The organism is Pseudoclavibacter helvolus, from assembly GCF_014191305.1.
GTDB classification, from domain to species: Bacteria; Actinomycetota; Actinomycetes; order Actinomycetales; family Microbacteriaceae; genus Pseudoclavibacter; species Pseudoclavibacter helvolus.
In genome coordinates, this window is the sequence record NZ_JACHWJ010000005.1 from 58,986 (window position 1) to 81,421 (window position 22,436).

Sequence of the window (22,436 nt, forward strand, 5' to 3'; positions counted from 1 at the left end):
GCAGATTCTTTCGGCACATCGGCGCTTGGTACCCGCAGTGTCGGTGGTGTGGGAAAGAATAGGTGGATGGTCATGTTCCGCCCGAGCCACGACGTCGATGAGACGTCCTGGTTCGGCGAACCCCAGCCGGCGCCCAAGTCGCGTCGACGCGACCGCGATATCTACGGCCCGGCCGCGCTCATGGATTACGCATCCGCGCCCGCGCCCGTTCGTCAGGAGCATCCGCTGACGACCGGCGCCGGGCCAGTGCCCCAGGAGGAAGCGCTGCCGCGCTTCTGCACATCGGAGACTCGGCCCGCCTCAGCGACAACTCCACTCTCGGCCAGCGAAGTCGGCGTCTGGCGCGCGCACGGCCCCGCGGCGGAGACCTCCGCGATCGAGCTGCCCGCGACCCCCGAGGTCGAAGCCATGAGCGCGCATCTGCTCCGTGTGCTTGCCGACTCCAACGACCGCGCTGCGTGGCTCAAGGCTCGCGCCGACGGCGTCACCGCAACCGACGCGGCGCGCCTCGCGACCCCGGCTTCCGTGAAGCAGGTCGTCAAAGACAAGGTCATGGGCAACTCGTTCAGCGGCAACGCCTACACCGACTTCGGCCGGCAGCGAGAACCCGAGATCGCCAGGTGGGTCATGGAGCGCCACGGCATCCCGGCGAGCGGCCTCCTCTTCCATGCCGAGGCGTCGATGAGCCACCTCGCAACCCCCGATGGCCTGCACTGCGACGAGGAGGGCCGCATCCTCCTCGCTGAGATCAAGACCACCAACAAGGTGTGGAAGCGCATCCCCCGTTCGTACATGCGCCAGATCTGGTGGCAGCAGTACGTGCTCGGCGCCGAGCGCACCCTCATGGTGTGGGAGCGGCACCAGGACTTCATCGTCGTCGACCGCGAGCCGAAGTTCGTGTGGATCGACCGCGACGAGGCAGAGATCGCCAAACTCGTGACACTCGCGAACGAGGTGCTCAAGGACGTCGAGAAGTACCGGGGCGAGTTCGCTCAGTACTCCACCGGCAATGCAGGGCCCTTCCAGGGATACGGGAACACGCACAGCAGCAGCGACTACACGCAGTCGTTCTACGACGCCGAGACCTACGCGTAAGACCCGGACTCGTTGCTCCCCCTCATGGGAACGCCGCCCGCGTTCGGGGGACAATGGCCCGTATGACTGACGCCCCAGATCTCCAGCCGACCTCCGACACCATGCGCGCGGCCCTGCTCACCGGCATCGGCGGACCCGAGATGATGCAGCTCGGAGAAACGGCCATCCCCCTCACTCTCAACTCGGACACGCTGGTGCGCGTCAAAGCGGCGGGCGTGAACCCCATCGACGGAAAGACTCGCTCGGGCGCCGGTGCCTCGAAGGCGATCTCGAGCTTCCCCTCGACCCTCGGTGGTGAGTTCTCCGGGGTTGTCGTTCGCGCCTCCTACGAGCTCGCGCCGTTCCAGCCCGGCGACGAGGTGTACGGGATGCTCCTGTTCCCGCGCTACTCGGGTGCGTACGCCGAGTACGTGTCTGTGCCCTTCATGAGCCTCGCCAAAAAGCCCAAGAACCTCTCGTTCATCGAGGCTGGCGGGGTCCCCCTCGCAGTGCTCACCGCCTGGGCCGCCGTCGTGGAGGCTGGCGGCGTCTACACGGGCCAGCGCGTTCTCATCCACGCCGGCGCGGGCGGAGTCGGCCACTTCGCCGTGCAGCTCGCCTCTTACTACGGCGCGCACGTCATCACGACGGCTTCCGAGCGCAACCACGAGTGGCTGCGCGAGCTCGGCGCCGACCAGGTCATCGATTACCGCAACGAGCGCTTCGAGGACGTCATCACCGAGCCCGTCGACGTCGTCATCGACCTCATCGGCAACGTGAAGGATGCGACCGGCACGCGCTCGCTCCGAGTCCTTCGCGACGGTGGCACCCTCATCAACGTGCCGACCGGCAGCTACCCCGAGCTCTTCGAGGAGGCTGCCGCCGAGAACCGCGACATCGTCGCCTCGACCCTGAAGCTCTCCCCCGAGGGGCGCATCCTGCAGACCATCACGCAGCTCTTCGAGCAGGGCGCGCTGCAGACGCACGTCGACCGCGTCTTCCCGCTCGCCGAAGCTGGAGCGGCGCAGGAGCTCATCGCCGAAGGGCACGTGCGCGGCAAGGTCGTCCTCGACATCGACGCGTAGGCCACTGGCGCCACCCCGCGGCGGCGCTGAGAGTGCAGGCCGCGGTTACGCCACGCTTGCCTTGAGGTCCAACAGGTGAGCACGGGTGAGCTCGGCCGCCGCGGTGGCGTCTTGCTCGGCGATCGCATCCAGGATCCGGCTGTGGACGAGCTGGTCACTGTCGCTGCCGAACTCACCACGACGCTGCAGCATCCCGATCATGGCCTTCCTGTTGCGCGGAGCGAAGCCGTCGAAGAGCTCCGTGAGGATCTCGTTGTGCGCGGCGACGACGATGCTGCGGTGCAGCGCCGTGTCCGCGTCGACGTGCGCTTCGATGCTTGCGCGCTGCGCGTCGCGGGCATCCGCTGCGCGCCTCATCTCGTGGAGATCAGCGGTCGTGCGGCGCTCAGCGGCGAGCGCCGACGCCTCGACCTCGATTGCGATGCGCGCCTCAATCACCGTCTCGATGTCGGCGCGCCTCAGCATCTCATCCAGCCCCTCCGGCACGTCCAGCGCGGTGACGAACACTCCGGCACCCTGCCTGGTGGCGAGCACGCCACTGCCCGCGAGCTGACGGATCGCCTCGCGGATCGTTGACCGTCCGACCCCGAGCTGCGGCGCGAGCGTCGTCTCGCCCGGCAACTTCTGGCCCACCTCCCATTCGCCACCGCGGATGCGCTCCAAGAGGACCTCGGCCGCCTGTTCGGCAAGTGGTTCCCGGCGAAGTGTGCTCATTCCCCCATCATCCCTCATCCACGAACTCCTCTACTTATCTGAGGAGTTGTGCTACCGCCTCCTCATGCAGCGCACACTCCTCCTTCGCCGCCACGGCGGGGCCTAGCCTGACCGGCTCTCCGACGTGGAGTCGAATCGCGCCCCGGTCGTCACCCTGCAACGACTGCCAAGGAAACACCAGTGCACAGCACTGCATCTCAGATCTCGACACCGGCCGGCCCGATACCGAACGACGCACCACACTGGAACCGTCAGCGACACTCGCAGATGCCATCCCACAGGTACCTCGACGTGTACTCACGAGTGGATGTGCCCCTCACCGGGAGAGACTGGCCCTCCAACCGCCTCACAACCGCGCCGCTCTGGGTACCGGTCGACCTGCGCGACGGAAACCAGGCGCTCTCGGAGCCCATGGACCCCGACCGCGAGCGCATCTTCTTCGAGCTCATGATTCGCATGGGCTACAAGGAGATCGAGGTCGGCTACCCCTCCGCCTCCCAGACCGACTACGACTTCGTCCGGCATATCGCCGCGAGCGACATCGCACCGGACGACGTCACGATCGTCGTCTTCACCTCGGCACGACGGGACCTGATCGAACGCACGGTCGCCTCGATCCAGGGGATCACGAACCCCGTGGTGATCCACCTCTACACGGCCACGGCACCCGCCTGGCGCGACGTGGTGCTCGGCAAGAACCGCGCGCAGCTTCGGGAACTGATCCTCTCCGGCGGGCGAGACGTGCTCGAACTCGCCGGCCACCTACCGAACGTGCGCTTCGAGTTCTCCCCCGAGGTGTTCAACCTCACCGAACCCGACTACGTCATCGACATCTGCGACGCCATGACGGAACTCTGGGCAGCAACCCCCGAGCGACCGGTCATCCTGAATCTCCCTGCCACCGTCGAAGTCGCGACCCCGAACGTGTACGCGGATCAGATCGAGTACATGCACAAGCGCCTTGCGAGGCGCGACTCCGCGATCCTCTCGGTGCATCCCCACAACGACCGAGGCACGGGGATCGCCTGCGCGGAACTCGCGGTGCTCGCCGGCGCCCAGCGAGTGGAAGGCTGCATCTTCGGCAACGGCGAACGCACCGGCAACGTCGACATCGCTGTACTGGCCCTGAACCTGCACGCGCAGGGCATCGACCCGATGATCGACTTCTCGGACATCGACGAGATCAGACGCACAGTCGAATACAGCAACCGCCTCGAGATCCACCCAAGGCACCCGTATGTGGGCGACCTCGTCGATACCGCATTCAGCGGTACGCACCAGGACGCAATCAAGAAGGGGTTCGCCGAGCAGCGCTCCCGTGCCGCGCGCGAGGAGCGTCCAGAGCACGAAATTGAGTGGCGAGTGCCGTACCTGCCGATCGACCCGGCAGACATCGGGCGCAGCTACGACGCCGTCATTCGCGTCAACTCGCAGTCAGGAAAGGGCGGCATCGCCTACCTCCTCGAAACCGACTACGGAATCGAACTGCCCCGGCGCCTGCAGATCGACTTCGCCAGGCGCGTCCAGGAACTCACTGACTCGAGCGGCCTGGAAGTCGGGGCGGCGCAGCTGCTCGAGCTCTTCGAGCGCAGCTACCTGCTGGCCGCGGCACCTGAGCTCGAGCTCCTCGAGCTGAGCGTCGAGACACGCGACGAGGTGTCACGCACGAGCATCCGCGTCCGCGTCGACGGGAGCGAGCAGAGCGGCAATTACGACGGGATAGGCCCCGTGGAGGCCGTCACCCGGCTCCTCCACGAGGTTGGCGTCTCCGTCGACGTCCTCTCGCTGCACCAGACGTCACCCGGAACAGGGAACGACAGCGAGGCGTTGACGCTCCTCGAGTATCGCGATAGCTCAGGGCCACGCTGGGTCGCCGGCCGTGACCGGTCGGTGCTGTCGTCGACCGTGAACGCAATCCTGAGCGCAGCACGAAGCACCCTCGCGGAGTTCGCCAGAGCCTGAGCCGGGCCGGGGAACGCAAGAACGGCCCAGTCCGAGGACTGGGCCGTTCTTGGCAGTGGATGCGAGCATCCACCTGAGCTATGCAGCTCGCGACAGACTAGATCGCGTTGACGTCCAGCGGGATGCCGGGGCCGAAGGTCGTCGAGACGACAGCCTTCTGGATGTAGCGACCCTTCGAGCTCGACGGCTTGAGGCGGACGACCTCGTCGAGGGCTGCGCGGAGGTTCTCTCCGAGCTGCTCCGACGTGAACGCCGACTTACCGACGATGAAGTGCACGTTGGAGTGCTTGTCGACGCGGAACTCGATCTTTCCGCCCTTGATCTCGGTGACAGCCTTGGCCGGGTCGGTCGTGACCGTTCCGGTCTTCGGGTTCGGCATGAGGCCACGGGGTCCGAGGACCTTTCCGAGGCGTCCGACCTTGCCCATGAGGTCAGGGGTGGCGACTGCGGAGTCGAAGTCGGTCCAGCCGTCAGCAACGCGAGCGATGAGCTCGTCGCCGCCGACCTCGTCGGCGCCAGCAGCGATAGCTGCCTCAGCCTTGTCACCCGTCGCGAAGACGATGACCTTGGCCGTCTTGCCTGTGCCGTTCGGCAGGCTGACGGTGCCACGAACCATCTGGTCAGCCTTGCGCGGGTCTACACCCAGGCGAAGAGCGACCTCGACGGTGCTGTTGAACTTGGACGAGCCGGTCTCGCGTGCGAGCTCGACGGCCTCGGCGAGACCGTAGAACTTGTCCTCGCCGATCTTCTCTGCCGCGGCACGGTATGCCTTGGACTTAGCCATGTTGTTCTCCTTCAAGAGTTGCGGTTGCGAGCCTGGCCGGCTCTCCCGCGATGTTCAGTACCGCGCCCGAGGCGCGACGTGTGGTGTTGGGAGCGGGAAGGCCTTAGCCCTCGACCGTGATTCCCATGGAGCGAGCCGTACCGGCGATGATGCGCGAAGCCATGTCGAGGTCGTTCGCGTTCAGGTCGGACTGCTTCTGCTCGGCGATCTCGCGGACCTGGGCGGCAGTGAGCTTGCCGACCTTGGCCGTGTGAGGCGTCGGGGAGCCCTTCTTGACGCCGGCAGCCTTCTTGATGAGCTCGGCAGCAGGAGGGGTCTTCAGGATGAAGGTGAACGAACGGTCTTCGTACACGGTGATCTCAACGGGGATCACATTGCCACGCTGCGACTCGGTAGCCGCGTTGTAAGCCTTGCAGAACTCCATGATGTTGACGCCGTGCTGACCGAGCGCGGGGCCGATAGGAGGAGCCGGGTTAGCGGCGCCAGCCTGGATCTGAAGCTTGATCAGACCCGAGACCTTCTTCTTGGGTGCCATGTCTTTTCCTTCTTTCGATTCGAACTCCGCGCTGATGCGCGGCGCTCTCCCGGTGGCCCGGCGGTTCCGGACTCCGGTGGTTTAGGGGGCAGTCGCCCTGCTGGAGCGAGTGCTAGAGCTTCGTGACCTGGTCGAAGCTGAGCTCGACCGGGGTCTCGCGCTCGAATAGCGACACAAGCACGGTGAGCTTGCCGCTCTCTGGCTTGATCTCGCTGATTGAACCGGTGAGCCCCTCGAAGGAGCCCTCCTTGATCGTGATGGTCTCGCCGATTTCGAAGTCGATCTCAGCGATGGGCTGGCGCTTCTGAACGCCGCCCTGACCGGAAGCATTCGCCTTCGCGGGTGCTTCGGCGATCTCAACAAGACTCTTCAGCATCTCAAATGCCTCGTTGAAGCGCAACGGGGTCGGGTTGTGGGCGTTGCCCACGAAGCCCGTCACACCCGGGGTGTGGCGGACAACCGACCAGCTGTCTTCGTTGAGCATGAGGCGAACGAGCACGTAGCCGGGGATGCGGACGCGCGTGACCATCTTGCGCTGGCCGTTCTTGATCTCGACCACGTCTTCCATGGGCACTTCCACCTGGTAGATGAAGTCGCTCATGTTCATGGACTCGGTGCGCTGGTGCAGGTTCTGCTTCACGCGACGCTCGAAGCCGGCGTAGGTGTGGATGACGTACCACTTGCCTGGCTTGAGGCGCAGCTCGCGCTTGAAAGTCTCGTACGGGTCGACGTCGGGGTCTTCCTCGCGGGCCTCGACCTCTTCGTCCTCGGTCGCAGCAGCCGCGGCTGCCTCTTCCTCGCTCGTGTCGATCTCGAGGACGTCGTTCACGATCGCGTCGACCTCAGGGTCGACGACATCCGCGCCTTCGCCATCGTCGAGGTCTTCGTCGGTCACGACTTCGTCGGACTCTTCGATCTCGTGGGCCGCGTCGAGCTCTGCGTCGATGTCGCGGTCACCCTCCTGAGCCTCTACGACTTCGGAGTCCTGCTCCAGTGCGGTCTCGTAAAGACCGTTCGGGTCGGCGACGTTCGGGTCTGACACGATTCCTCATCTCGATTCTGTGGTGCTGGGCTGCTCGCCCGTTGTCGGTGGAGGCTTGTGGGCCGGCGCGCTGCGGCTATTCCGTCGGGACCGGCGTCGCCGCCGGCTCGCTCGGGAAGAGCGAGCTTCCCTGGCCGAAGACCCACGATGCGCCCCACCCGAAGAGCAGGTCGAGCAACGTGACGAGCGCCATCATGAAGATGACGAAGACGAGCACGACGCCCGTGAACTTGAAGAGCTCGGAGCGCGTCGGAGTAACGACCTTCTTGAGCTCGCCCATGACCTGACGGAAGAAAAGAGCGATACGGCCGACAAGGCCGCGCTTGGGCTCGGAGCCTCGCTTTGACTCGGCGACATCTGTCGCTTCGTCTGACTTGCTTGGACTCACGCGCTCTCCCTTTCGATGGTTGAGACCTTCGATGGTGGGCCCCGTAGTGGGTGCGTTCAGCACCGAAATGCAGGGCGGACAGGACTCGAACCTGCAACCTGCGGTTTTGGAGACCGCTGCTCTACCAATTGAGCCACCGCCCTTTGCGTGAAAACCGGATGCGCGCATCCGTTCACCCTGATACCGTCTGCACCTGCTCCAACGGAACAGTTTCAGGCGCGTTCCAGTATGTCGCTTTCGGCAACCAGGAAAGCATACGACAGGTGCGAGCCGGAAGTCCAACGCGGGCGCAACTCGCGGACGGCGAAGCGCCTCCGGACCTAGACTCAAAGCCATGGTTTCCGACTCACGTCTCTCTCCTCGCATCGCCGCGATCGCCGAATCCGCAACGCTCAAGGTCGACGCAAAGGCCAAGGGCCTCAAGGCCGCCGGCCGACCCGTCATCAGCTACGCAGCTGGCGAGCCTGACTTCCCCACTCCGCAGCACGTCGTCGACGCAGCCCTCGTGGCAGTCAGCGACCCGAAGAACCACCGCTACACGCCGGCTCCCGGCCTGCCGGAGCTTCGCGAGGCCATCGCCGAGAAGACCAAGCGCGACTCGGGTTGGGACGTCCCCGCCTCGCAGGTCATCGTCACGAACGGCGGCAAGCAGGCCGTCTACCAGGCTATCAACACGGTCGTCGGCGCGGGCGACGAGGTCCTCCTCCCCGCCCCCTACTGGACCACCTACCCCGAGGTCATCCAGCTCGCAGGCGGCACCACCGTCCCCGTGTTCGCTGGAGCCGACCAGGAGTACAAGGTCACCGTCGACCAGCTCGAGGCCGCACGCACCCCCGCGACGAAGGCGATGCTCTTCGTCTCGCCGTCCAACCCGACCGGCGCCGTGTACTCCGCCGAGGAGACCCGCGCCATCGGCGAGTGGGCCGCGGAGCACGGCATCTGGGTCATCGCCGATGAGATCTACCAGAACCTCACCTACGACGGCGTCCGCGCGGTCTCGATCGTCGAGGCGGCCCCAGCTGTCGCCGACCGCACCATCCTGGTCAACGGCGTCGCGAAGTCGTTCGCGATGACCGGCTGGCGCGTGGGGTGGATGGTTGGCCCCGCTGACGCCATCAAGGGTGCAGGCAACCTGCAGTCGCACCTCTCGAGCAACGTCAACAACATCGCGCAGCGCGCAGCCATCGCGGCCCTGACCGGGCCGACCGAGCCCGTCGAGGAGATGCGCCTCGCCTTCGACCGCCGCCGCAAGACGATGGTCGAGGAGCTCAGCAAGGTCAACGGCTTCCGCGTGCCAACGCCCGAGGGCGCCTTCTACGTCTACGCCGACGTGCAGCAGCTCATCGGCAAAGAGATCGAGGGCCGCCAGATCACCTCGTCGCTCGACCTCGCCGACCTCATCCTGGATGTCGCCGAAGTGGCAGTCGTCCCAGGAGAGGCCTTCGGCCCGTCCGGCTACCTGCGCCTGAGCTACGCGCTCGGTGACGAAGCGCTCCTCGAGGGCGTGCAGCGACTGCAGAAGCTCTTCGCTGGTGTGGAGCTCTAGGCAGTACCGCGCAGCCGCTTCACCAACGAGGCCGGCCCCACCCATCCTGACAACCAGGAAAGGTGGGGCCGGCCTCTTCGTGCACGCGCCGCTAGGGCGTCGTGAAGGAGATCTCCGCGACCTTCTGCGAGATGCGCGAGGTCGGGTCGTCGAGTTCGCCGCCCCACGCGTTCGCCAGAATCGTGATCTTCGTGCCGGTCGACGGCATGTAGCGCGTCGCCATCATGCCCTCTGACCCGTCCGACCAGCGGAGGCGCTGCGCGAGCAGCTCCAGCTCGTACCCGCCCTGCCCCTTGATGACGAGAGGTACCGGGTCGCCGACGGGCTCCGGCTTCGCCGTGAACTGCAGCGAGGCCGAGTTCAGCTCCGAACGCGTCATGTCCTCGTCGCGGTACTCGTTCTTGTGCAAGTTCTCCTGCGCGACCGAGAAGTAGGCGCCGGACTGGGGGTCGCTCAGGATGTAGAGGTTCGGCTGACGCTCCGAGATGTCCTGCTCCCACCCGCCAAGGGGCGGATTCACGACGGTGAGGCCGTTGGGGAACACGACGTCGGTCGTGATCGGGATGTACCCCGGTACCGCGTCCTGGGGTGCGGCCGGCATGAGCGTACTTGTCGGGACGGGGGTCGACGTCGCGCCCTGCGGATCCGCACCGCCGACGGGGATCGTGGGGTCGTTCGGTGAGTTGAACGCCATGAAGAGGCCGACGACCAGCGCGAGGATAGCGAGACCGCTCACGCCGATGCCGACAAGCAAGCCGATGGGACGTTTGCGCTGCTTCTGCAGTTCCGGGTCCTCGCCGAGGTCACGGCGCTTCGGTTGCGCAGCAGCCTGCTGCTGCGGTGCGAAGCGGGGCGGCGGAGCACCAGGCGGCAGGTTCGACGGCGGCATCTGCCCGAACGGAGCCTGACCGGACCCAGGGACCTGCTGCCCCGGGAACTGCCCCGGCTGCTGCCGTTGATGCCCGGGGTACTGGGCCGGCTGCGGGAACTGCCCGGGAGGGATCTGTCCTGGCTGCCGCGGCGGCTGCCCTTGCTGGGGCACCTGGCCCGGTGCCGAGAGCTGCCCATTGCCCCAGGCCTGCGGTGAGCCCTGGGGCTGGCCCGGCGCGGGGTACGGGCCCTGCTGGAGGTACTGTCCACGCTGGGCGGCGCCGGACGGCGCTCCCCACTGGATCTGCCCTGGCGCCTGCGCCTGACCAGGGCGACCGCTCTGGCCGCTCTGCCCAGCACTTCCTGGCTGCTGCCGGCGCGGGTCTTGGCCGCCGTTCTGACCTGGCGGTGGCGTGATGGGCGGTTGCGTCATGCCTGCGAGAGTACCGCCCGCGTCAGGCAGCTGCCTTGACGCGGGCGGTACGATGCCGAGGCTTCGAGCTCAGTCGAAGATGCGGCGCAGGAGGTTGGTGTCGGCGAGGTCCACAAGCTCATCGCCCCGACCGGAGAGCACGGTGCGCAGCGCGTAGAGCGTGAACCCCTTGACCTGCTCGGCAGTGATGGTCGGCGGAATCGACAGCTCCTGCCGAGCGGTCACGACGTCGATGAGCGCCGGCCCGTCGTGCTCGAAGGCTGCGCGCAACGCGCCCTCAAGGTCGTTCGGATTCTCGACCCGCTGCCCGTGGATGCCCACGGCCTTCGCGACGTCGGCGAAGTTCGGGTTCTCGAGGTCCGTGCCGTAGTTGACGAAGCCGGCCGCCTTCATCTCGACCTCCACGAAGTTCAGGGAGGAGTTGTTGAACACGACGATCTTCACAGGGAGCTTGCTCTGCCTGAGCGTGAGCAGCTCGCCGAGGAGCATCGCCAGCCCGCCGTCGCCCGCGAGCGCGATCACCTGGCGCTCCGGGAACGCGGACTGCGCGCCGATGGCCTGTGGCAGGGCGTTGGCCATCGTGCCGTGGCTGAACGAGCCGATGAGCCTCCGCTGCCCGTTCATCTCGAGGTAGCGGGCGGCCCAGACGACTGGCGAGCCCACATCCGGGATGAACACCGCATCCTGGGTCGCGAGTTCGCTCACGAGTCGTGCGACGTACTGCGGGTGGATGGGAGCGCGCCCGCGGTCGTTGTCCGCCAGCGAGTCCAGCTCCTTGCGTGCCTTCCGGTAGTGCTTCACGGAGGACTCGAGGTGCTTGCTGCTCTTGTTCTGCTCAAGCAGCGGGATGAGCGCGTCCAGCGTGTCCCCCACGTCGCCGACCAGCCCGAGGTCGAGCGGCGTGCGCTTGCCGAGCTGCTCGCCGCGCAGGTCGACCTGGATGATCTTCGCCTTCGACGGGTAGAACTGCTGGTACGGGAAGTCGGTGCCGAGCATGAGGAGCGCATCGCAGTCTTCGATCGCCCGGTACCCCGACGAAAAGCCGAGCAGCCCCGTCATGCCGACGTCGTAGGGGTTGTCGTATTCGATGAACTCCTTGCCGCGCAGCGCGTGCACGATGGGAGCCTGCAACGCCTCGGCCGCCGCGAGCAGCTGCGCGTGTGAGCCCTGTGTGCCGGCGCCGCCGAGGATCGTGACGTTCTTCGCCGAGTTGAGGATGCCGGCGGCCCTCGCGAGCTCGCTGTCGGCCGGGCGCACCACCGTCTTGGCGGACAGGATGGGCGCCGACTTGCGTCGCCCGGCGCTCTCCTTCAGGAAGATCTCGCCTGGGATGACAACAACCGCGACGCCGCGCTTCTCAACGGCTGCCCGCATGGCGATCTCGAGCACGCGAGGCAGCTGCTCCGGCACGCTGACCATCTCGCAGTACACGCTGCTCTCCCGGAACAGCTCCTGCGGGTGCGTCTCCTGGAAGTACCCGCTGCCGATCTCGGCCGACGGGATGTGCGCCGCGATCGCGAGCACGGGGACACGGCTGCGGTTGGCGTCGTAGAGCCCATTGATGAGGTGCAGGTTGCCTGGCCCGCAGCTGCCGGCGCACACCGCCAGCTCTCCCGTCAAGGCGGCGTCCGCGGAGGCCGCGAACGCCGCAGCCTCCTCGTGGCGCACGTGCGACCAGGCGACGTCGCCGTTTCGGCGGATGGCGTCGGTGAATCCGTTGAGCGAGTCCCCGGGAAGCCCGTAGACCCGCTCAACTCCTGCGTCGTGGAGGATATCGACGATCGTGTCAGCGACTGTAGTCATGGCGCGATCCTCTGCCTCGAACCGGTGAGCCAGCTGAGCAATCGGCCGCCTCTTACCGGCCGTGCGTGCTAGGGCGTCGACTACGCCTGGCTGACCCGAACCATGTTGCCCGACGGGTCGCGGAATGCGGCGTCACGCACGCCCCAGAACTGGTCGGTCGGCTCCTGCAGCACCTCGACTCCGCCCGTCGCCTGCACCTTCTCGAAGAGCGCGTCGAGGTCGCTCGTGCGGAAGAGGAGACCAGGCAACTCGCCCTTGGCGAGCATCGCCGAGAGCGTCTCGCCGTCTTCCTCGGAGCGCCCGGCCTTGGGATGCGAGAGCACGATCTCGAGCTCGGGCTGCTCTTCCGTAGACAGGGTGATCCAGCGGAAGCCCTCGTTGGGGACCTCGCTGCGCACCTCGAGGCCGAGGGCGTCTCGGTAGAACACGAGAGCCGCATCCGGATCGTCGGTGAACACGTGCACGTGGCTGAGTGAGAGTGTCATGGCTCCGATGCTAGGACCGGCCACCGACGTTGATGCTTATAGGGCCTCGTTTTGGTCTGACTCTGCCACCGACTGACTTCGTGTCTTTGCTTTGATCCGTCGGCTGGGACGGGGCGCTTTGTGAGTGCGCCGACCAGGCGGACATGACCTCATAGGAGCCTGGTCGAAGAGGCCCCATCAACGTCCTGTCTGCCCGCCCGGTCGGCTGCCGATCCGATCAAGAAGGGCAGGACCATCATGACAACAAGACTCGAGAAAATCTTCGCGGGTGTCGATACGCACGCGGACACGCATCATGCCGCGGTGATCGATTCCAACGGGAAACAACTCGGTGATGCGCAGTTCCCGACCACACCGGCCGGCTACGCGGCGCTGGCCGCGTTCCTGACCGCCTTCGGGACGGTCGTCCGCGTCGGGGTCGAGGGGACCGGTTCCTACGGGGCTGGGCTGGCGCGTCATCTTGGGGAGGCTGGGTTCGTGGTCGCTGAGGTGTTGCGCCCGAATCGACAGCTCCGTCGAACGCGCGGGAAGTCCGACCCGTTGGATGCGTACGCCGCTGCCCGCACGGCGCTCGCCCAGGAGGAGCATGCGACACCGAAAGCGGGGGCCGGGCAGGTCGAGGCGATCCGGTATCTGCTGGTCGCGCGTCGCAGCGCGGTCAAGGCGCGCACCGCCGCGATAGTCCAGATCAAGTCTCTCCTGGTCACGGCTCCGGACCTGATCCGGGAGCGTTACCGGTCGCTGGGCGACAAGGCACTGATCGCGGCGCTGGCCCGGTTGCGGCTCTCGACCGATCCGTTACTCGCCGCGGTCGGGCAGGGCCTGCGATCGCTCGCGAGGCGTCACCAGCTGTTGGGCGAGGAGGTCAGCGACCTCGATCAAGCGCTGGCGGCGTTGACTGCGGCCGCGAACCCGGCTCTTGTCGCGGCGAAAGGCATCGGCACGATCACGGCTGCGCAGTTGTTGGTCACCGCGGGCGACAATCCGGACCGGCTCCGCAGCGAGGCCTCATTCGCGGCTCTCGCCGGGGTGAGCCCGATCCCCGCCTCGTCCGGCAAGACGAACCGGCACCGGTTGAATCGAGGCGGGGACCGGCAAGCGAACGCCGCGTTGCACCGGATCGCGTTGGTTCGTATGTCGTACGAGCCTCGCACGCGCGACTACGTCGCTCGTAAACGCGCGCTGGGGCACAGCAACAAGGAGATCATCCGTTGCTTGAAGCGAGCGATCGCGCGCGAGGTGTTCACCCTGCTCACCACGATCGTCGAGGTCCCAGTGACCGATGACCTTCGCCCGCTGCGACAGGCACGGAAACTGAGCCTCACGACCGTCGCGGAACACTTCAACGTCTGGCCCGCCACGATCTCGAAACTCGAGCGCGGCACGCACCGCGATGACGACCTCGCGAACAGCTACCGCGAATGGCTCACCGCGGCTTGACAACCAATAGGAGCATCATTCACTTCTTGGAAACTGCTCGAAGCTTCAGCGTCGGAAGGTTCGGGGCTCAGCTCGCCTTTCTTTGCCCGTTCGTGGACTCGCCGAGGCCGACCCCAGATCTGCGAGGTGCAGCTCGGGATGACGATGCTTCCGCTGTGACCCCTCGCCTTGTAGGCGCTCGGCGACTCCCCCACGATCTCCGTGAAGCGACTGCTGAGCGACCCAAGGCTCGTGGCCCCAACCGCAGTGCACGCATCCGTCACACTCACATCGCCCCTGCGCAGCAGCGCCTTCGCGCGTTCGATGCGCCTCGTCATGAGGTGCGCGTACGGGGTCTCGCCGTAGGCCTCCCGGAAGCGGCGGCTGAAATGGGCGGTCGACATGTGGGCCGCCTTCGCCATGGCAGGGACATCGAGCGGCCGCGCGTACTCGCGGTCGATGAAGTCCCGAGCGCGGCGGAGGTGACGCAGCTCGTCGAGGTCGGTCGAGGCCATGTCTCCAGTATGCGCGGACGCCTTGCCCAAAACGCGGCCCGCCGCCGCATCCCCCGATCGGTGGATGCGAATCAACCGGTCGGCCCCTCCCCGGCGCGAACCGTCAGCCGTTGGATAGAAGCATGAACACACCAGCCGCCATTGAGGTCACCGACCTCGTCAAGCGCTACGGAGACCGCGACGTCGTCGACGGGCTCTCCTTCGACGTGCGCCACGGCGAGACCTTCGCCCTGCTCGGACCGAACGGCGCCGGCAAGAGCACCACGATCGAGATCCTCGAGGGCTTCCGCGCTGCTACGTCCGGCACAGCTCGCGTCCTCGGGCACGACCCGGCACACGGCGACGCCCAGTGGCGGGGACGCATCGGCGTCGTCAGCCAGTCGAGCGCCGACATCGAACGCTATTCGGCGAGAGAGGTGCTGCGTCACTTCGCCAGCCTGTACCGGCACCCGCGTGACGTGGCCGAGACCATCGAGCGCTGCGGCATCGCACCGTTCGCGACGCAGCGCGTCGGATTCCTCTCCGGCGGCCAGAAGCGCCGAGTCGACGTGGCGCTCGGCATCGTCGGCAACCCGGAGGTCCTCTTCCTCGACGAGCCCACGACGGGCTTCGACCCCAACGCACGCCGCGAGTTCTGGGGGCTCATCCAGCAGCTGAAGGGCGAGGGCATGACCATGGTGCTCACGACGCACTACCTCGACGAGGCCGAGCAACTCAGCGACCGAGCCGGAATCATCGCGGCAGGCAAGCTCGTGGAGATCGGCGACATCACGACGATCGGCGGTCCGGCGTCGCGCACGCCCCGAGTGCGCTGGCAGGAACCGGATGGCCAGTGGCGCGAGGAGAAGACGGACGCGCCAGCTCAGCTCGTAGCCGCGCTCGCCAACCGGCTCGGCCCGGAGCCGGTCGGCCTCACCATCACGCGGCCATCACTCGAGGACGTGTACCTCGAGATCATCGGCGAGCATCCGAGCGCTGAGACCGACGGCGAGCCAGCTGCAAAGGCTGGCCGCGCCGACACCCATCACGCAGCACACGCTGCCGCATTCGCCGGAGGCTCGAAATGACTCAGATCGCCGCAACCGGTCGAGGGGCCAGCGCGCCTCACCGTGTCCCACCGAAGCGCACGCCCGAGCAGCCCAAGTCGACGGTCGGCAACGGGCTGCGCCGTATCTCCTTCGAGCTGCGCGGCTACTTCCGCCAGACCGACCAGGTCTTCTTCGTCTTCCTGTTCCCGCTCGTCATGTTCGCGCTGTTCGCGTCGATCTTCAGCGGTGAGACGGTGGTCGACGACCCGAGGTTCGCCGACGTGACGATGTCTCACTACTACCTGACGGGCATGCTCGCGATGGCCATCCTGCTCTCCGGCATGCAGTTCCTCGGCATCGACATCGCCACGGAGAAGCACGAGGGTGGGCTCGCGCGCCTCGGCGCGACGCCGCTCAGCCCTGTGTCGTTCTTCATGGGGAAGATCGGGCTTGTTCTCATCACCTGCACGCTCCAGCTCGCGCTCGTCATGACACTCGGCGTCGTCGCGTTCGACATCACGCTGCCGGATTCCAGCGAACTGTGGATGCGGTTCGCCTGGCTGTCGCTGCTCGGCATCTTCTGCTTCGCCTCGCTTGGCATCGCGATCTCGGCGATCCCCCGGTCAGCGCGGTCGGCATCCGCCATCGTCCTGCCGCTTGTACTCGTGCCGCAGTTCCTGTCCGGCATCTACGTGCAGTTCTCCGTGCTCCCCGAGTGGATGCAGCAGCTCTCGAACCTCTTCCCGCTCGCCGGGCTCGTGCGCGGCATGCGCAGCGTGTTCCTGCCAGACGCCTTCGCGGCGGCGGAGGTTGGCGGGACGTGGGGCCTCGGCTCCGCGGCGCTCACGCTCGGCGTGTGGACGGTCATCGGGCTCGTGGCGAGCCTGCTCACGTTCCGGTGGAGTCGGGGGCGCAGCTAGGCCCCTCAGGCGTCCGGGTGTTGATGTCGGTGGGACGCGAGAGGATGAGGGCGTGATGGACTTCCTGGTTCGAAACGGGCGCTGGTGGCACGTGCTCATCGTGGGCACGGCGCTCGCGAACGTGCTCGTTGCGGGGTTCGTCGCGGTCGGCGCCGAGACCCAGGCCGAGCGCGCGGAGGCCCTTGTCGCCGTGGGAGCGCTGCTGCTCATCCCGTTGGTGTGGCTCGCGTTCGGCGTCAGGTCCATCGGGGATCCGCGCAAGGGCGCGGTGCTCATAGCGCTCGTCACGCTGCTCGTGACCGTGGCGATGGTGCTTGTGCCATGGACCGGGTTTGTGCAGACACTGATCTACCCGCTGGTCTGGCTGGTCTGCGTGAGCGCGCGCCGGAGCATCCTCGTGTCGATCGCCATCGCGTTCGGGATCGGCGTCGTATCTGCCCTCTACAACGGCGTCGACGAGATCCCCGACATCCTCCCCGGCCAGCTGTTCAGCGTCGCGGCGACGTGCGGCATCGGGCTGTCGATCACCCGGGCCTGGCGCGTAGCTGACGAGCGCCGCGAGCTGCTCGAACAGCTGACCGCGTCGCAGGAGCACGTGCAGGAGCTGTCTCGGCTGAGCGGCGCATCCCTCGAACGCGAACGCATCTCGCGCGACCTGCACGACACGCTCGCGCAGACGCTCGCCGGGCTCGCCATGCTCGCAGACCGCAGCGCGAAGGAGATCGGTCGCCTGCGAGAAGAAGAGGCCGCAGCCGGGGCGGACGCGCAGGCCGCACTGCGGGCTCAGGAGGAACGCGCCGACCTCATCGCGTCACTCGCCCGGGACGCGCTTGCCGAGGCGCGCGTGCTCATCGCCGAAAACGCTCCAGTGCGGTCGACGGACTCCGCTGATACTGGCGACTCCGCGGAGGCAACGTTCTCGGATGCGCTCCGACGCCTCGTCGAGAGGTTCCGCCGCGAGACCGGCGTGCTCGCTGAGGCGCGCATCGACCTGGCGCCGACCGCGCTCAACCGGGAGAGCGAAGTGGTGCTGCTCAGGTGCGCGCAGGAATCGCTCTCGAACGCTCGTCGCCACTCTGGAGCCTCCAACGTGCACCTCTCCGTCGAGGCTCAGGACGGCGACGTCGTGCTGCAGGTCGCCGACGACGGACGGGGCTTCGAGCTCGCCGACGAGCCGATCGGCTACGGCCTCGCGAGCCTGCGCGACCGCGCGAACGCCATCGATGGCGGCGTCGAGATCTCCAGCACGCCCGGCCGTGGCACGATCGTGACCGTGACGATTCCGGCGAAGGCGGGTGGTGGGGCGTGATCCGCATCCTGGTCGCCGACGACCATCCGATCGTTCGAGCTGGCCTGGTCGGCATCTTCGAGGACGAGCAGGACATCGAGGTCGTCGCGGAGGCATCGGACGGAGCTGAGGCCGCAGCCCGCGCCCTCGCGACGACGCCGGCGGTTGTTGTCATGGATCTCCGCATGCCCGGCACGGACGGGGTCGCAGCGACGCGGCTGATCCTGAAAGCTCTACCCGAAACGCGCGTGCTGGTCGTGACCACCTACGACAGCGACGACGCGATCATCGGGGCCATCGAAGCCGGCGCGAGCGGGTACCTGTTGAAGACGGCGAGCGGTGCGGAGCTCGTCGAAGCCGTGCGCCGTGTGGCGGCCGGCGAACTTGCGCTCGCGCCCTCCGTGACGGCCAAGCTCGTCGCGCAGACCCGGGCCGCAGGGGCGGGTGGCGAGCATCCGGTTACTGGCTCCCCAGGCTCGGTGCCGGCACTCAGCGGCCGCGAACTGCAGGTGCTGCAGCTCGTGGCCGACGGTCTCTCAAACCCCGAGATCGCGGCGCGACTCCACATCGGCGAAGCAACCGTGAAGACGCACCTCGGGAAGGTCTTCGCGAAGCTCGAGGTCAACTCGCGGGTTCGGGCCGTGACGCGCGGCCTCGACCTTGGGCTGCTCCGGCGGCGGTAGACCCCCATCGCGGCCACGCCGCCCAGCACCCCGCACCGAGCCGGGCCCGGGCCTCCGATGTCAGCGGTCGCGCCAGTCAAGCCTTGATGACCGAGTCTGCTCGAACGCTGCACGCAGCAACGCGCGAAGGCGACCGATGGCCGCGTGCAGCGGCAGGCCGAGGAGCGCATCCGCCTCGACCCCCAGGTCGCGACCGCGGCGAGCGAGCAGGTCGGTGATCGACTCACCTTCGAGGCGAGCCTCGCTCAGCTGCCACTCCGGCGCGCAACTGACCTCGACGATGACGTCGGTGCACTCGCCGTCACCCCATTCCAGGTGCGGCGCTAGGCGAGGGAGGCGAAGGTGAAAGACGTCAGACGGCGCGCAGAAGACGATGTCGAACTTCACGACATCGGCTGGCAGGTCCATGCCACCTTGGCCCTCTTGGAAGCCGAACTCCACCATGAGGGGATCCAGGGTCTCGCAGACGAGGTTGGCGGCCTGCTGCGGCGTCAGCTGTCGTGATCCCATGACTTCATTCTCCTGCTGTCCACCTCAACTTCGGAGTGTGGAAGTTCTAGGCTGGCAGCCATGAAGCCTGCACGCAGCGCCCTGCTCGCGCTCCCCCTAATCGCCGTCGCCACTCTCGGGCTGAGTGGATGCGCACCCGCCACCCCGCCAACGAGCGTCGCGACAAGCAACTACGGGGGACTGCCAGCAGGCCAGTCGACGGATGTGGACGTCGACATGGAAGGCCCGCTTGTGCAGTGGCTCGACCAGGGTTCTTCGATCACGGTCACGACCTGGGGGAGCTCGGGCTGCCCTGCAATCCTCACCGAGGTCAACGCCGTCGATGCGCAGACGCTCGACCTGCAGTACCTCGAGGCGACGGCGTACCCCGACCAGGCGTGCACCGCGGACTACGCACCGCACACGAGCGAGATCGAGCTGCCCTCCGACGTGACCGGCACGCCCCTCACGGTCACCGTCAGCTTCGACGGGAAGGGCCCGCGCGCGTCCGTCATCCTCGGCTGAGCCGCGCGCCTGCGCGGTTGTCCGCTGTGACGAGCCAACGATCTCTTGGAGTGCCTCGATGACGTCAGCCTTCACGGTTCGACCTGCCCGTATAGACGACGCGGCGGCGATCGCGCTTGTGCACGCAACGTCTTGGCGCGAGACCTATCGCGGGACTCTCGTCTCCGATTCAGTCCTCGATGCCCCGACGTTCCTTCCCGATCGGGAACTCTTCTGGACGCGCGCGCTCACCGAGGAACGTTGGGCACACATGCGAGTTGCGGTCAGCGTGCACCAGGGCGAGATCACCGGCATAGCCATGTCTGGCCCGTCCGACCCGGATGCCGCATCCCAGCACCTCTTTGTGCTCTACGCACTGGCCAGGCACCACGGCGACGGAAGCGGAACCGCCCTGCTCCACGCGGTGACACGTCACGACGAAGACACGACGCTCTGGGTGGGCGACCCCAACCCCCGAGCGCAGGCGTTCTACCGGAAACATGGCTTCGTCCCAGACGGCACGGTCAAGGTCGAGGACGGCATCCGTGAGATCCGGATGCTCCGAGCCGCCAGCGCGCGCGGCACCTCTGCGTGAGGCCCTCCCCCACTCCGGGCCCTCCCTCACATCGGAAAGGGCGCCTCGCCCGAATGCCATTGACCCTCGACTGCAGAATCGATAGGGTCGCAACACGCGCCTAGACAGAGAGGAGTCCCGATGATGCGTACGTTCACATTTAGCAACCAGCCGTTGGTGACTCGTCCCCTGGGCGCCCACATCTCCTAAGCTCCGTGTCCTGGGTGGAGTCTGTCCCCACCCGTGACGGATGCCCTTCGGCGCAGTAGCCGTCGCTTCCGTCGACTGCACGGCAGTCACGTTTCTCGCGCTGCGTTCACGCGGCCCCGCTCCATCGAGCGCCTCCTTTTTGCATGCCTTCTGCAGGAGAAACACCTCTCATGAATCACGTCCTGACCACCGTCACCACCTCCAATCCGAGCAGCCTGCTCGTCACCATCACGCCAACTTCCGCGACGACCGAAACAGGGAAACCATCGCTGCTGCACCGCATCGAGCTGCGCATCGCGCTCTGGCTGCTCCTGCGCAACGCTCGGCGTCAAGAAGTCGCCCTCGACCACGCTGAGCAGGGCCGCCGCCTCGCGAACAGCGCCGCGCGAGCCCGCCGTGAGCACGACGCGCTCCGCGCCTGGTGCACGCAGTCCATGCATCACTAGGACGGGCCCTCACGGGCCGCCGGCACCAACAGGGAAGCCCCGAAGCGCGTGCAGCGCTTCGGGGCTTCCGCCTCACCTGGTGTCGTCGGCCCTCAGAGCGTCAACCCAACGAGCACGGGCTCGTTGACGAGCCGCACACCGTACTCCGCTTCGACGCGGGCTCGCACGAAGCGGGCAAGCTCGACGATCTCCTCGGCCGTCGCTCCCCCACGGTTCGTGATCGCAAGCGTGTGCTTCGACGAGATGGCGGCGTTCGAGCCCGGCAGCGAGTAGCCCTTCTTCACGCCGGCGTGGTCGATCAGCCAAGCTGCGCTCAGCTTGACGAGCGGCGAACCGTCCTCGTCCTTGCCTGCCTCGAACTTCGGCATCTCCGGCAGCTCGCTCGCGAACGACGAACGCACAACCGGGTTCATGAAGAACGAGCCGGACGAAACTGAGTCCTGGTCGTGCGCATCCAGCACCATGCCCTTCGAGGCACGGAGGCGGATGACGGCATCGCGCACGACGTGCACAGGCATCCGCTCGCCAAGCGGCACGCCGAGGGCGTTCGCAAGCTGGTCGTACTTGACGGGCTCGCTCTGGCCTTCCGGCATCTCGACGAGGTCGAGCTCCACGCGTGTGACGATGCCGCGGAGCTCGCCGCGCTTGATCGCGGACGTGCGGTAGCCGAGGCCGAGGTCGGCCGCGTTGATCCAGCGCACGTCGTCGAGGTCGGCGTCGTAGAACTCGATGCGCGCAAGCACGTCGGACAGCTCCTGCCCGTACGCGCCGATGTTCTGCACGGGGGTCGCGCCGACCGAGCCGGGGATACCGGCGAGCGCCTCGATGCCGCTCCAGTTGCGGGCCACGGCGTAGTCGACAAGCGCGCTCCACGATTCGCCGGCGTCGACACGAATGCGCGCCTGGCCGACCTTGTCGATGGGGCCGTCGAGCTGGTGGATGCCCTTGGTCACGACGTGCAGGACGGGCTCGTCGATGCGGTCGTCGGTGGCGATCGTGTTCGAGCCGCCGCCCAGCACAAGCGGCTGCTCGTAGTTCGCGAACAGCTCCCCGGCCGCCGCGACGAGCTCGTCGCGCGTTGCCGGAGCGACGAGGTTCTTCGCCTCGCCCCCGACCTGCGTGGTCGTCAGCTCGGAGAGCCTCGTCACGCGGTGGCCTCTGCGGGCAGAGTTGCCGGGACCTCGCCGCGGAAGTCGGCGCGCACCTGAGACTTCGCGAGCACGGTCTGTCCGCCGAAAGAGACGACAAGGTCGATGCGACCGACGCCATCCTCCCCGGCGAGCTGACCGATCTTCGCGACGATCGACACCTCGGCACCTCCCTGCGGGTCGACGACGACGGGGCGCGTGAACCGCACCTGGTAGTCGGCGACACGGCCGGGGTCGCCGAGCGCGTCGACGACGGGCTGCAGCGCGACGCCCATGGTGAGCATCCCGTGCGCGAGCACGCCGGGGAGCCCGACTGCCTGGGCGACGTCGTCGCGGTAGTGGATGGGGTTGAAGTCGCCGGATGCGCCTGCGTAGCGCACGAGGTTGTCGCGCGTGAGGGTGACGGTGCGCTCGGCGATGACGGTTCCGGCGTCGAGGCCCGTGAAGTCGGGGCGCGGGAGCACAGCTGCGGCGGTTGTGTCGGTCATGCG

23 protein-coding genes, 1 tRNA gene and 1 pseudogene are annotated in these 22,436 nt (G+C 67.1%); 12 read left to right on the top strand and 13 right to left on the bottom strand.

The window, feature by feature from the left end:
* Window positions 1-66: 66 nt before the first annotated feature.
* Window positions 67-1,095 (top strand): YqaJ viral recombinase family protein, encoded by a 1,029-nt coding sequence (locus tag FHX72_RS14955; protein ID WP_244964314.1) that lies wholly within the window; start codon window positions 67-69, stop codon window positions 1,093-1,095.
* Window positions 1,096-1,157: 62 nt separating this feature from the next.
* Window positions 1,158-2,159 (top strand): NADP-dependent oxidoreductase, encoded by a 1,002-nt coding sequence (locus FHX72_RS14960; protein WP_244157453.1) that lies wholly within the window; start codon window positions 1,158-1,160, stop codon window positions 2,157-2,159.
* 45 nt (window positions 2,160-2,204) lie between these two features.
* On the opposite strand, the gene FHX72_RS14965 is transcribed toward FHX72_RS14960, so the two are convergent.
* A complete protein-coding gene (locus FHX72_RS14965; protein ID WP_183626133.1) occupies window positions 2,205-2,873 on the bottom strand; it encodes a FadR/GntR family transcriptional regulator in 669 nt (222 codons plus the stop codon).
* Window positions 2,874-3,140: 267 nt separating this feature from the next.
* Between FHX72_RS14965 and FHX72_RS14970 the strand changes: the two genes are divergently transcribed.
* Window positions 3,141-4,835 (top strand): 2-isopropylmalate synthase, encoded by a 1,695-nt coding sequence (locus tag FHX72_RS14970; protein WP_183626147.1) that lies wholly within the window; start codon window positions 3,141-3,143, stop codon window positions 4,833-4,835.
* Between the two features lie 97 nt (window positions 4,836-4,932).
* Here FHX72_RS14970 and rplA read toward each other — a convergent pair whose 3' ends face one another.
* The 5 genes from rplA to FHX72_RS14995 form a co-directional block, all read right to left on the bottom strand.
* Complete coding sequence (gene rplA, locus FHX72_RS14975) at window positions 4,933-5,619, bottom strand: 50S ribosomal protein L1 (RefSeq protein ID WP_068482355.1); 687 nt, start codon at window positions 5,617-5,619, stop codon at window positions 4,933-4,935.
* Between the two features lie 103 nt (window positions 5,620-5,722).
* On the bottom strand, window positions 5,723-6,154 hold the full coding sequence (gene rplK / locus FHX72_RS14980; protein WP_068482359.1) for a 50S ribosomal protein L11: 432 nt from the start codon (window positions 6,152-6,154) through the stop codon (window positions 5,723-5,725).
* Window positions 6,155-6,266: 112 nt separating this feature from the next.
* Window positions 6,267-7,196 (bottom strand): transcription termination/antitermination protein NusG, encoded by a 930-nt coding sequence (nusG, locus tag FHX72_RS14985; protein ID WP_068482362.1) that lies wholly within the window; start codon window positions 7,194-7,196, stop codon window positions 6,267-6,269.
* Between the two features lie 76 nt (window positions 7,197-7,272).
* Window positions 7,273-7,584 (bottom strand): preprotein translocase subunit SecE, encoded by a 312-nt coding sequence (secE, locus tag FHX72_RS19180; RefSeq protein WP_068492650.1) that lies wholly within the window; start codon window positions 7,582-7,584, stop codon window positions 7,273-7,275.
* A gap of 70 nt (window positions 7,585-7,654) precedes the next feature.
* Window positions 7,655-7,727, bottom strand: a tRNA-Trp gene (locus FHX72_RS14995).
* A gap of 191 nt (window positions 7,728-7,918) precedes the next feature.
* On the opposite strand from FHX72_RS14995, the gene FHX72_RS15000 reads away from it, so the two are divergent.
* Window positions 7,919-9,130, top strand: a complete 1,212-nt coding sequence (locus tag FHX72_RS15000) for a pyridoxal phosphate-dependent aminotransferase (protein ID WP_068482369.1) — start codon at window positions 7,919-7,921, stop codon at window positions 9,128-9,130.
* Window positions 9,131-9,221: 91 nt separating this feature from the next.
* On the opposite strand, the gene FHX72_RS15005 is transcribed toward FHX72_RS15000, so the two are convergent.
* The 3 genes from FHX72_RS15005 to FHX72_RS15015 form a co-directional block, all read right to left on the bottom strand.
* A complete protein-coding gene (locus tag FHX72_RS15005; protein ID WP_183626148.1) occupies window positions 9,222-10,433 on the bottom strand; it encodes a hypothetical protein in 1,212 nt (403 codons plus the stop codon).
* Between the two features lie 69 nt (window positions 10,434-10,502).
* A complete protein-coding gene (gene poxB / locus FHX72_RS15010; protein WP_183626149.1) occupies window positions 10,503-12,236 on the bottom strand; it encodes a ubiquinone-dependent pyruvate dehydrogenase in 1,734 nt (577 codons plus the stop codon).
* Between the two features lie 80 nt (window positions 12,237-12,316).
* Entirely contained in the window at window positions 12,317-12,721 is a 405-nt protein-coding gene (locus FHX72_RS15015; protein ID WP_068492670.1) for a VOC family protein, read from the bottom strand.
* A 237-nt stretch (window positions 12,722-12,958) separates the two neighbouring features.
* Here FHX72_RS15015 and FHX72_RS15020 point away from each other — a divergent pair.
* Window positions 12,959-13,978, top strand: a pseudogene (locus FHX72_RS15020) (IS110 family RNA-guided transposase); the annotation flags it as partial.
* A gap of 155 nt (window positions 13,979-14,133) precedes the next feature.
* Here the strand turns inward: FHX72_RS15020 and FHX72_RS15025 are convergent.
* A complete protein-coding gene (locus FHX72_RS15025; protein ID WP_082775529.1) occupies window positions 14,134-14,655 on the bottom strand; it encodes a helix-turn-helix domain-containing protein in 522 nt (173 codons plus the stop codon).
* A gap of 122 nt (window positions 14,656-14,777) precedes the next feature.
* On the opposite strand from FHX72_RS15025, the gene FHX72_RS15030 reads away from it, so the two are divergent.
* Genes FHX72_RS15030 through FHX72_RS15045 form a run of 4 tightly spaced genes read left to right on the top strand, consistent with a single transcriptional unit; the run spans window position 14,778 to window position 18,574 of the window.
* Complete coding sequence (locus FHX72_RS15030) at window positions 14,778-15,722, top strand: ABC transporter ATP-binding protein (RefSeq protein ID WP_183626153.1); 945 nt, start codon at window positions 14,778-14,780, stop codon at window positions 15,720-15,722.
* The gene (locus tag FHX72_RS15035) at window positions 15,719-16,603 is read left to right on the top strand and encodes an ABC transporter permease (RefSeq protein WP_183626155.1); all 885 of its coding nucleotides are present in this window, start codon (window positions 15,719-15,721) and stop codon (window positions 16,601-16,603) included. The genes FHX72_RS15030 and FHX72_RS15035 overlap by 4 nt, the downstream gene beginning before the upstream one ends.
* A gap of 55 nt (window positions 16,604-16,658) precedes the next feature.
* Window positions 16,659-17,912, top strand: a complete 1,254-nt coding sequence (locus tag FHX72_RS15040; RefSeq protein WP_244964329.1) for a sensor histidine kinase — start codon at window positions 16,659-16,661, stop codon at window positions 17,910-17,912.
* A complete protein-coding gene (locus tag FHX72_RS15045; RefSeq protein ID WP_068483194.1) occupies window positions 17,909-18,574 on the top strand; it encodes a response regulator transcription factor in 666 nt (221 codons plus the stop codon). Before FHX72_RS15040 ends, FHX72_RS15045 begins: the two co-directional genes overlap by 4 nt.
* 60 nt (window positions 18,575-18,634) lie before the next feature.
* Here the strand turns inward: FHX72_RS15045 and FHX72_RS15050 are convergent, their stop codons facing one another.
* Window positions 18,635-19,084: a hypothetical protein gene (locus FHX72_RS15050; protein WP_183626159.1), complete on the bottom strand. Its 450-nt coding sequence runs from the start codon at window positions 19,082-19,084 to the stop codon at window positions 18,635-18,637.
* A 60-nt stretch (window positions 19,085-19,144) separates the two neighbouring features.
* Between FHX72_RS15050 and FHX72_RS15055 the strand changes: the two genes are divergently transcribed.
* The 3 genes from FHX72_RS15055 (at window position 19,145) to FHX72_RS15065 (ending at window position 20,797) form a co-directional block, all read left to right on the top strand.
* Window positions 19,145-19,588 carry a hypothetical protein gene (locus tag FHX72_RS15055; RefSeq protein ID WP_183626161.1) on the top strand — a complete coding sequence of 148 codons (444 nt, stop codon included), beginning with the start codon at window positions 19,145-19,147 and terminating at the stop codon, window positions 19,586-19,588.
* Between the two features lie 58 nt (window positions 19,589-19,646).
* The gene (locus FHX72_RS15060; protein ID WP_183626163.1) at window positions 19,647-20,162 is read left to right on the top strand and encodes a GNAT family N-acetyltransferase; all 516 of its coding nucleotides are present in this window, start codon (window positions 19,647-19,649) and stop codon (window positions 20,160-20,162) included.
* A gap of 359 nt (window positions 20,163-20,521) precedes the next feature.
* Complete coding sequence (locus FHX72_RS15065; protein WP_183626166.1) at window positions 20,522-20,797, top strand: hypothetical protein; 276 nt, start codon at window positions 20,522-20,524, stop codon at window positions 20,795-20,797.
* A 92-nt stretch (window positions 20,798-20,889) separates the two neighbouring features.
* On the opposite strand, the gene FHX72_RS15070 is transcribed toward FHX72_RS15065, so the two are convergent.
* Together FHX72_RS15070 and FHX72_RS15075 are read right to left on the bottom strand one after the other, a co-directional pair.
* Window positions 20,890-21,945 (bottom strand): UDP-N-acetylmuramate dehydrogenase, encoded by a 1,056-nt coding sequence (locus tag FHX72_RS15070; protein ID WP_183626168.1) that lies wholly within the window; start codon window positions 21,943-21,945, stop codon window positions 20,890-20,892.
* On the bottom strand, window positions 21,942-22,433 hold the full coding sequence (locus FHX72_RS15075) for a MaoC/PaaZ C-terminal domain-containing protein (protein WP_183626170.1): 492 nt from the start codon (window positions 22,431-22,433) through the stop codon (window positions 21,942-21,944). Before FHX72_RS15075 ends, FHX72_RS15070 begins: the two co-directional genes overlap by 4 nt.
* Window positions 22,434-22,436 lie beyond the last annotated feature (3 nt).

Excerpts from the sequence above, each read along its gene's own strand:
- FHX72_RS14965 (WP_183626133.1), bottom strand. The coding sequence starts at position 2,873 with ATGAGCACACTTCGCCGGGAACCACTTGCCGAACAGGCGGCCGAGGTC.
- FHX72_RS15060 (WP_183626163.1), top strand. The coding sequence starts at position 19,647 with ATGACGTCAGCCTTCACGGTTCGACCTGCCCGTATAGACGACGCGGCG.
- FHX72_RS14960 (WP_244157453.1), top strand. The coding sequence starts at position 1,158 with ATGACTGACGCCCCAGATCTCCAGCCGACCTCCGACACCATGCGCGCG.
- FHX72_RS15040 (WP_244964329.1), top strand. The coding sequence starts at position 16,659 with ATGGACTTCCTGGTTCGAAACGGGCGCTGGTGGCACGTGCTCATCGTG.
- FHX72_RS15025 (WP_082775529.1), bottom strand. The coding sequence starts at position 14,655 with ATGGCCTCGACCGACCTCGACGAGCTGCGTCACCTCCGCCGCGCTCGG.
- FHX72_RS15030 (WP_183626153.1), top strand. The coding sequence starts at position 14,778 with ATGAACACACCAGCCGCCATTGAGGTCACCGACCTCGTCAAGCGCTAC.
- FHX72_RS15000 (WP_068482369.1), top strand. The coding sequence starts at position 7,919 with ATGGTTTCCGACTCACGTCTCTCTCCTCGCATCGCCGCGATCGCCGAA.
- poxB (WP_183626149.1), bottom strand. The coding sequence starts at position 12,236 with ATGACTACAGTCGCTGACACGATCGTCGATATCCTCCACGACGCAGGA.
- FHX72_RS15050 (WP_183626159.1), bottom strand. The coding sequence starts at position 19,084 with ATGGGATCACGACAGCTGACGCCGCAGCAGGCCGCCAACCTCGTCTGC.
- FHX72_RS15015 (WP_068492670.1), bottom strand. The coding sequence starts at position 12,721 with ATGACACTCTCACTCAGCCACGTGCACGTGTTCACCGACGATCCGGAT.
- rplK (WP_068482359.1), bottom strand. The coding sequence starts at position 6,154 with ATGGCACCCAAGAAGAAGGTCTCGGGTCTGATCAAGCTTCAGATCCAG.
- FHX72_RS15065 (WP_183626166.1), top strand. The coding sequence starts at position 20,522 with ATGAATCACGTCCTGACCACCGTCACCACCTCCAATCCGAGCAGCCTG.
- rplA (WP_068482355.1), bottom strand. The coding sequence starts at position 5,619 with ATGGCTAAGTCCAAGGCATACCGTGCCGCGGCAGAGAAGATCGGCGAG.
- FHX72_RS15035 (WP_183626155.1), top strand. The coding sequence starts at position 15,719 with ATGACTCAGATCGCCGCAACCGGTCGAGGGGCCAGCGCGCCTCACCGT.
- FHX72_RS15075 (WP_183626170.1), bottom strand. The coding sequence starts at position 22,433 with ATGACCGACACAACCGCCGCAGCTGTGCTCCCGCGCCCCGACTTCACG.
- FHX72_RS15005 (WP_183626148.1), bottom strand. The coding sequence starts at position 10,433 with ATGACGCAACCGCCCATCACGCCACCGCCAGGTCAGAACGGCGGCCAA.
- FHX72_RS14955 (WP_244964314.1), top strand. The coding sequence starts at position 67 with ATGGTCATGTTCCGCCCGAGCCACGACGTCGATGAGACGTCCTGGTTC.
- FHX72_RS15055 (WP_183626161.1), top strand. The coding sequence starts at position 19,145 with ATGAAGCCTGCACGCAGCGCCCTGCTCGCGCTCCCCCTAATCGCCGTC.
- FHX72_RS14970 (WP_183626147.1), top strand. The coding sequence starts at position 3,141 with ATGCCATCCCACAGGTACCTCGACGTGTACTCACGAGTGGATGTGCCC.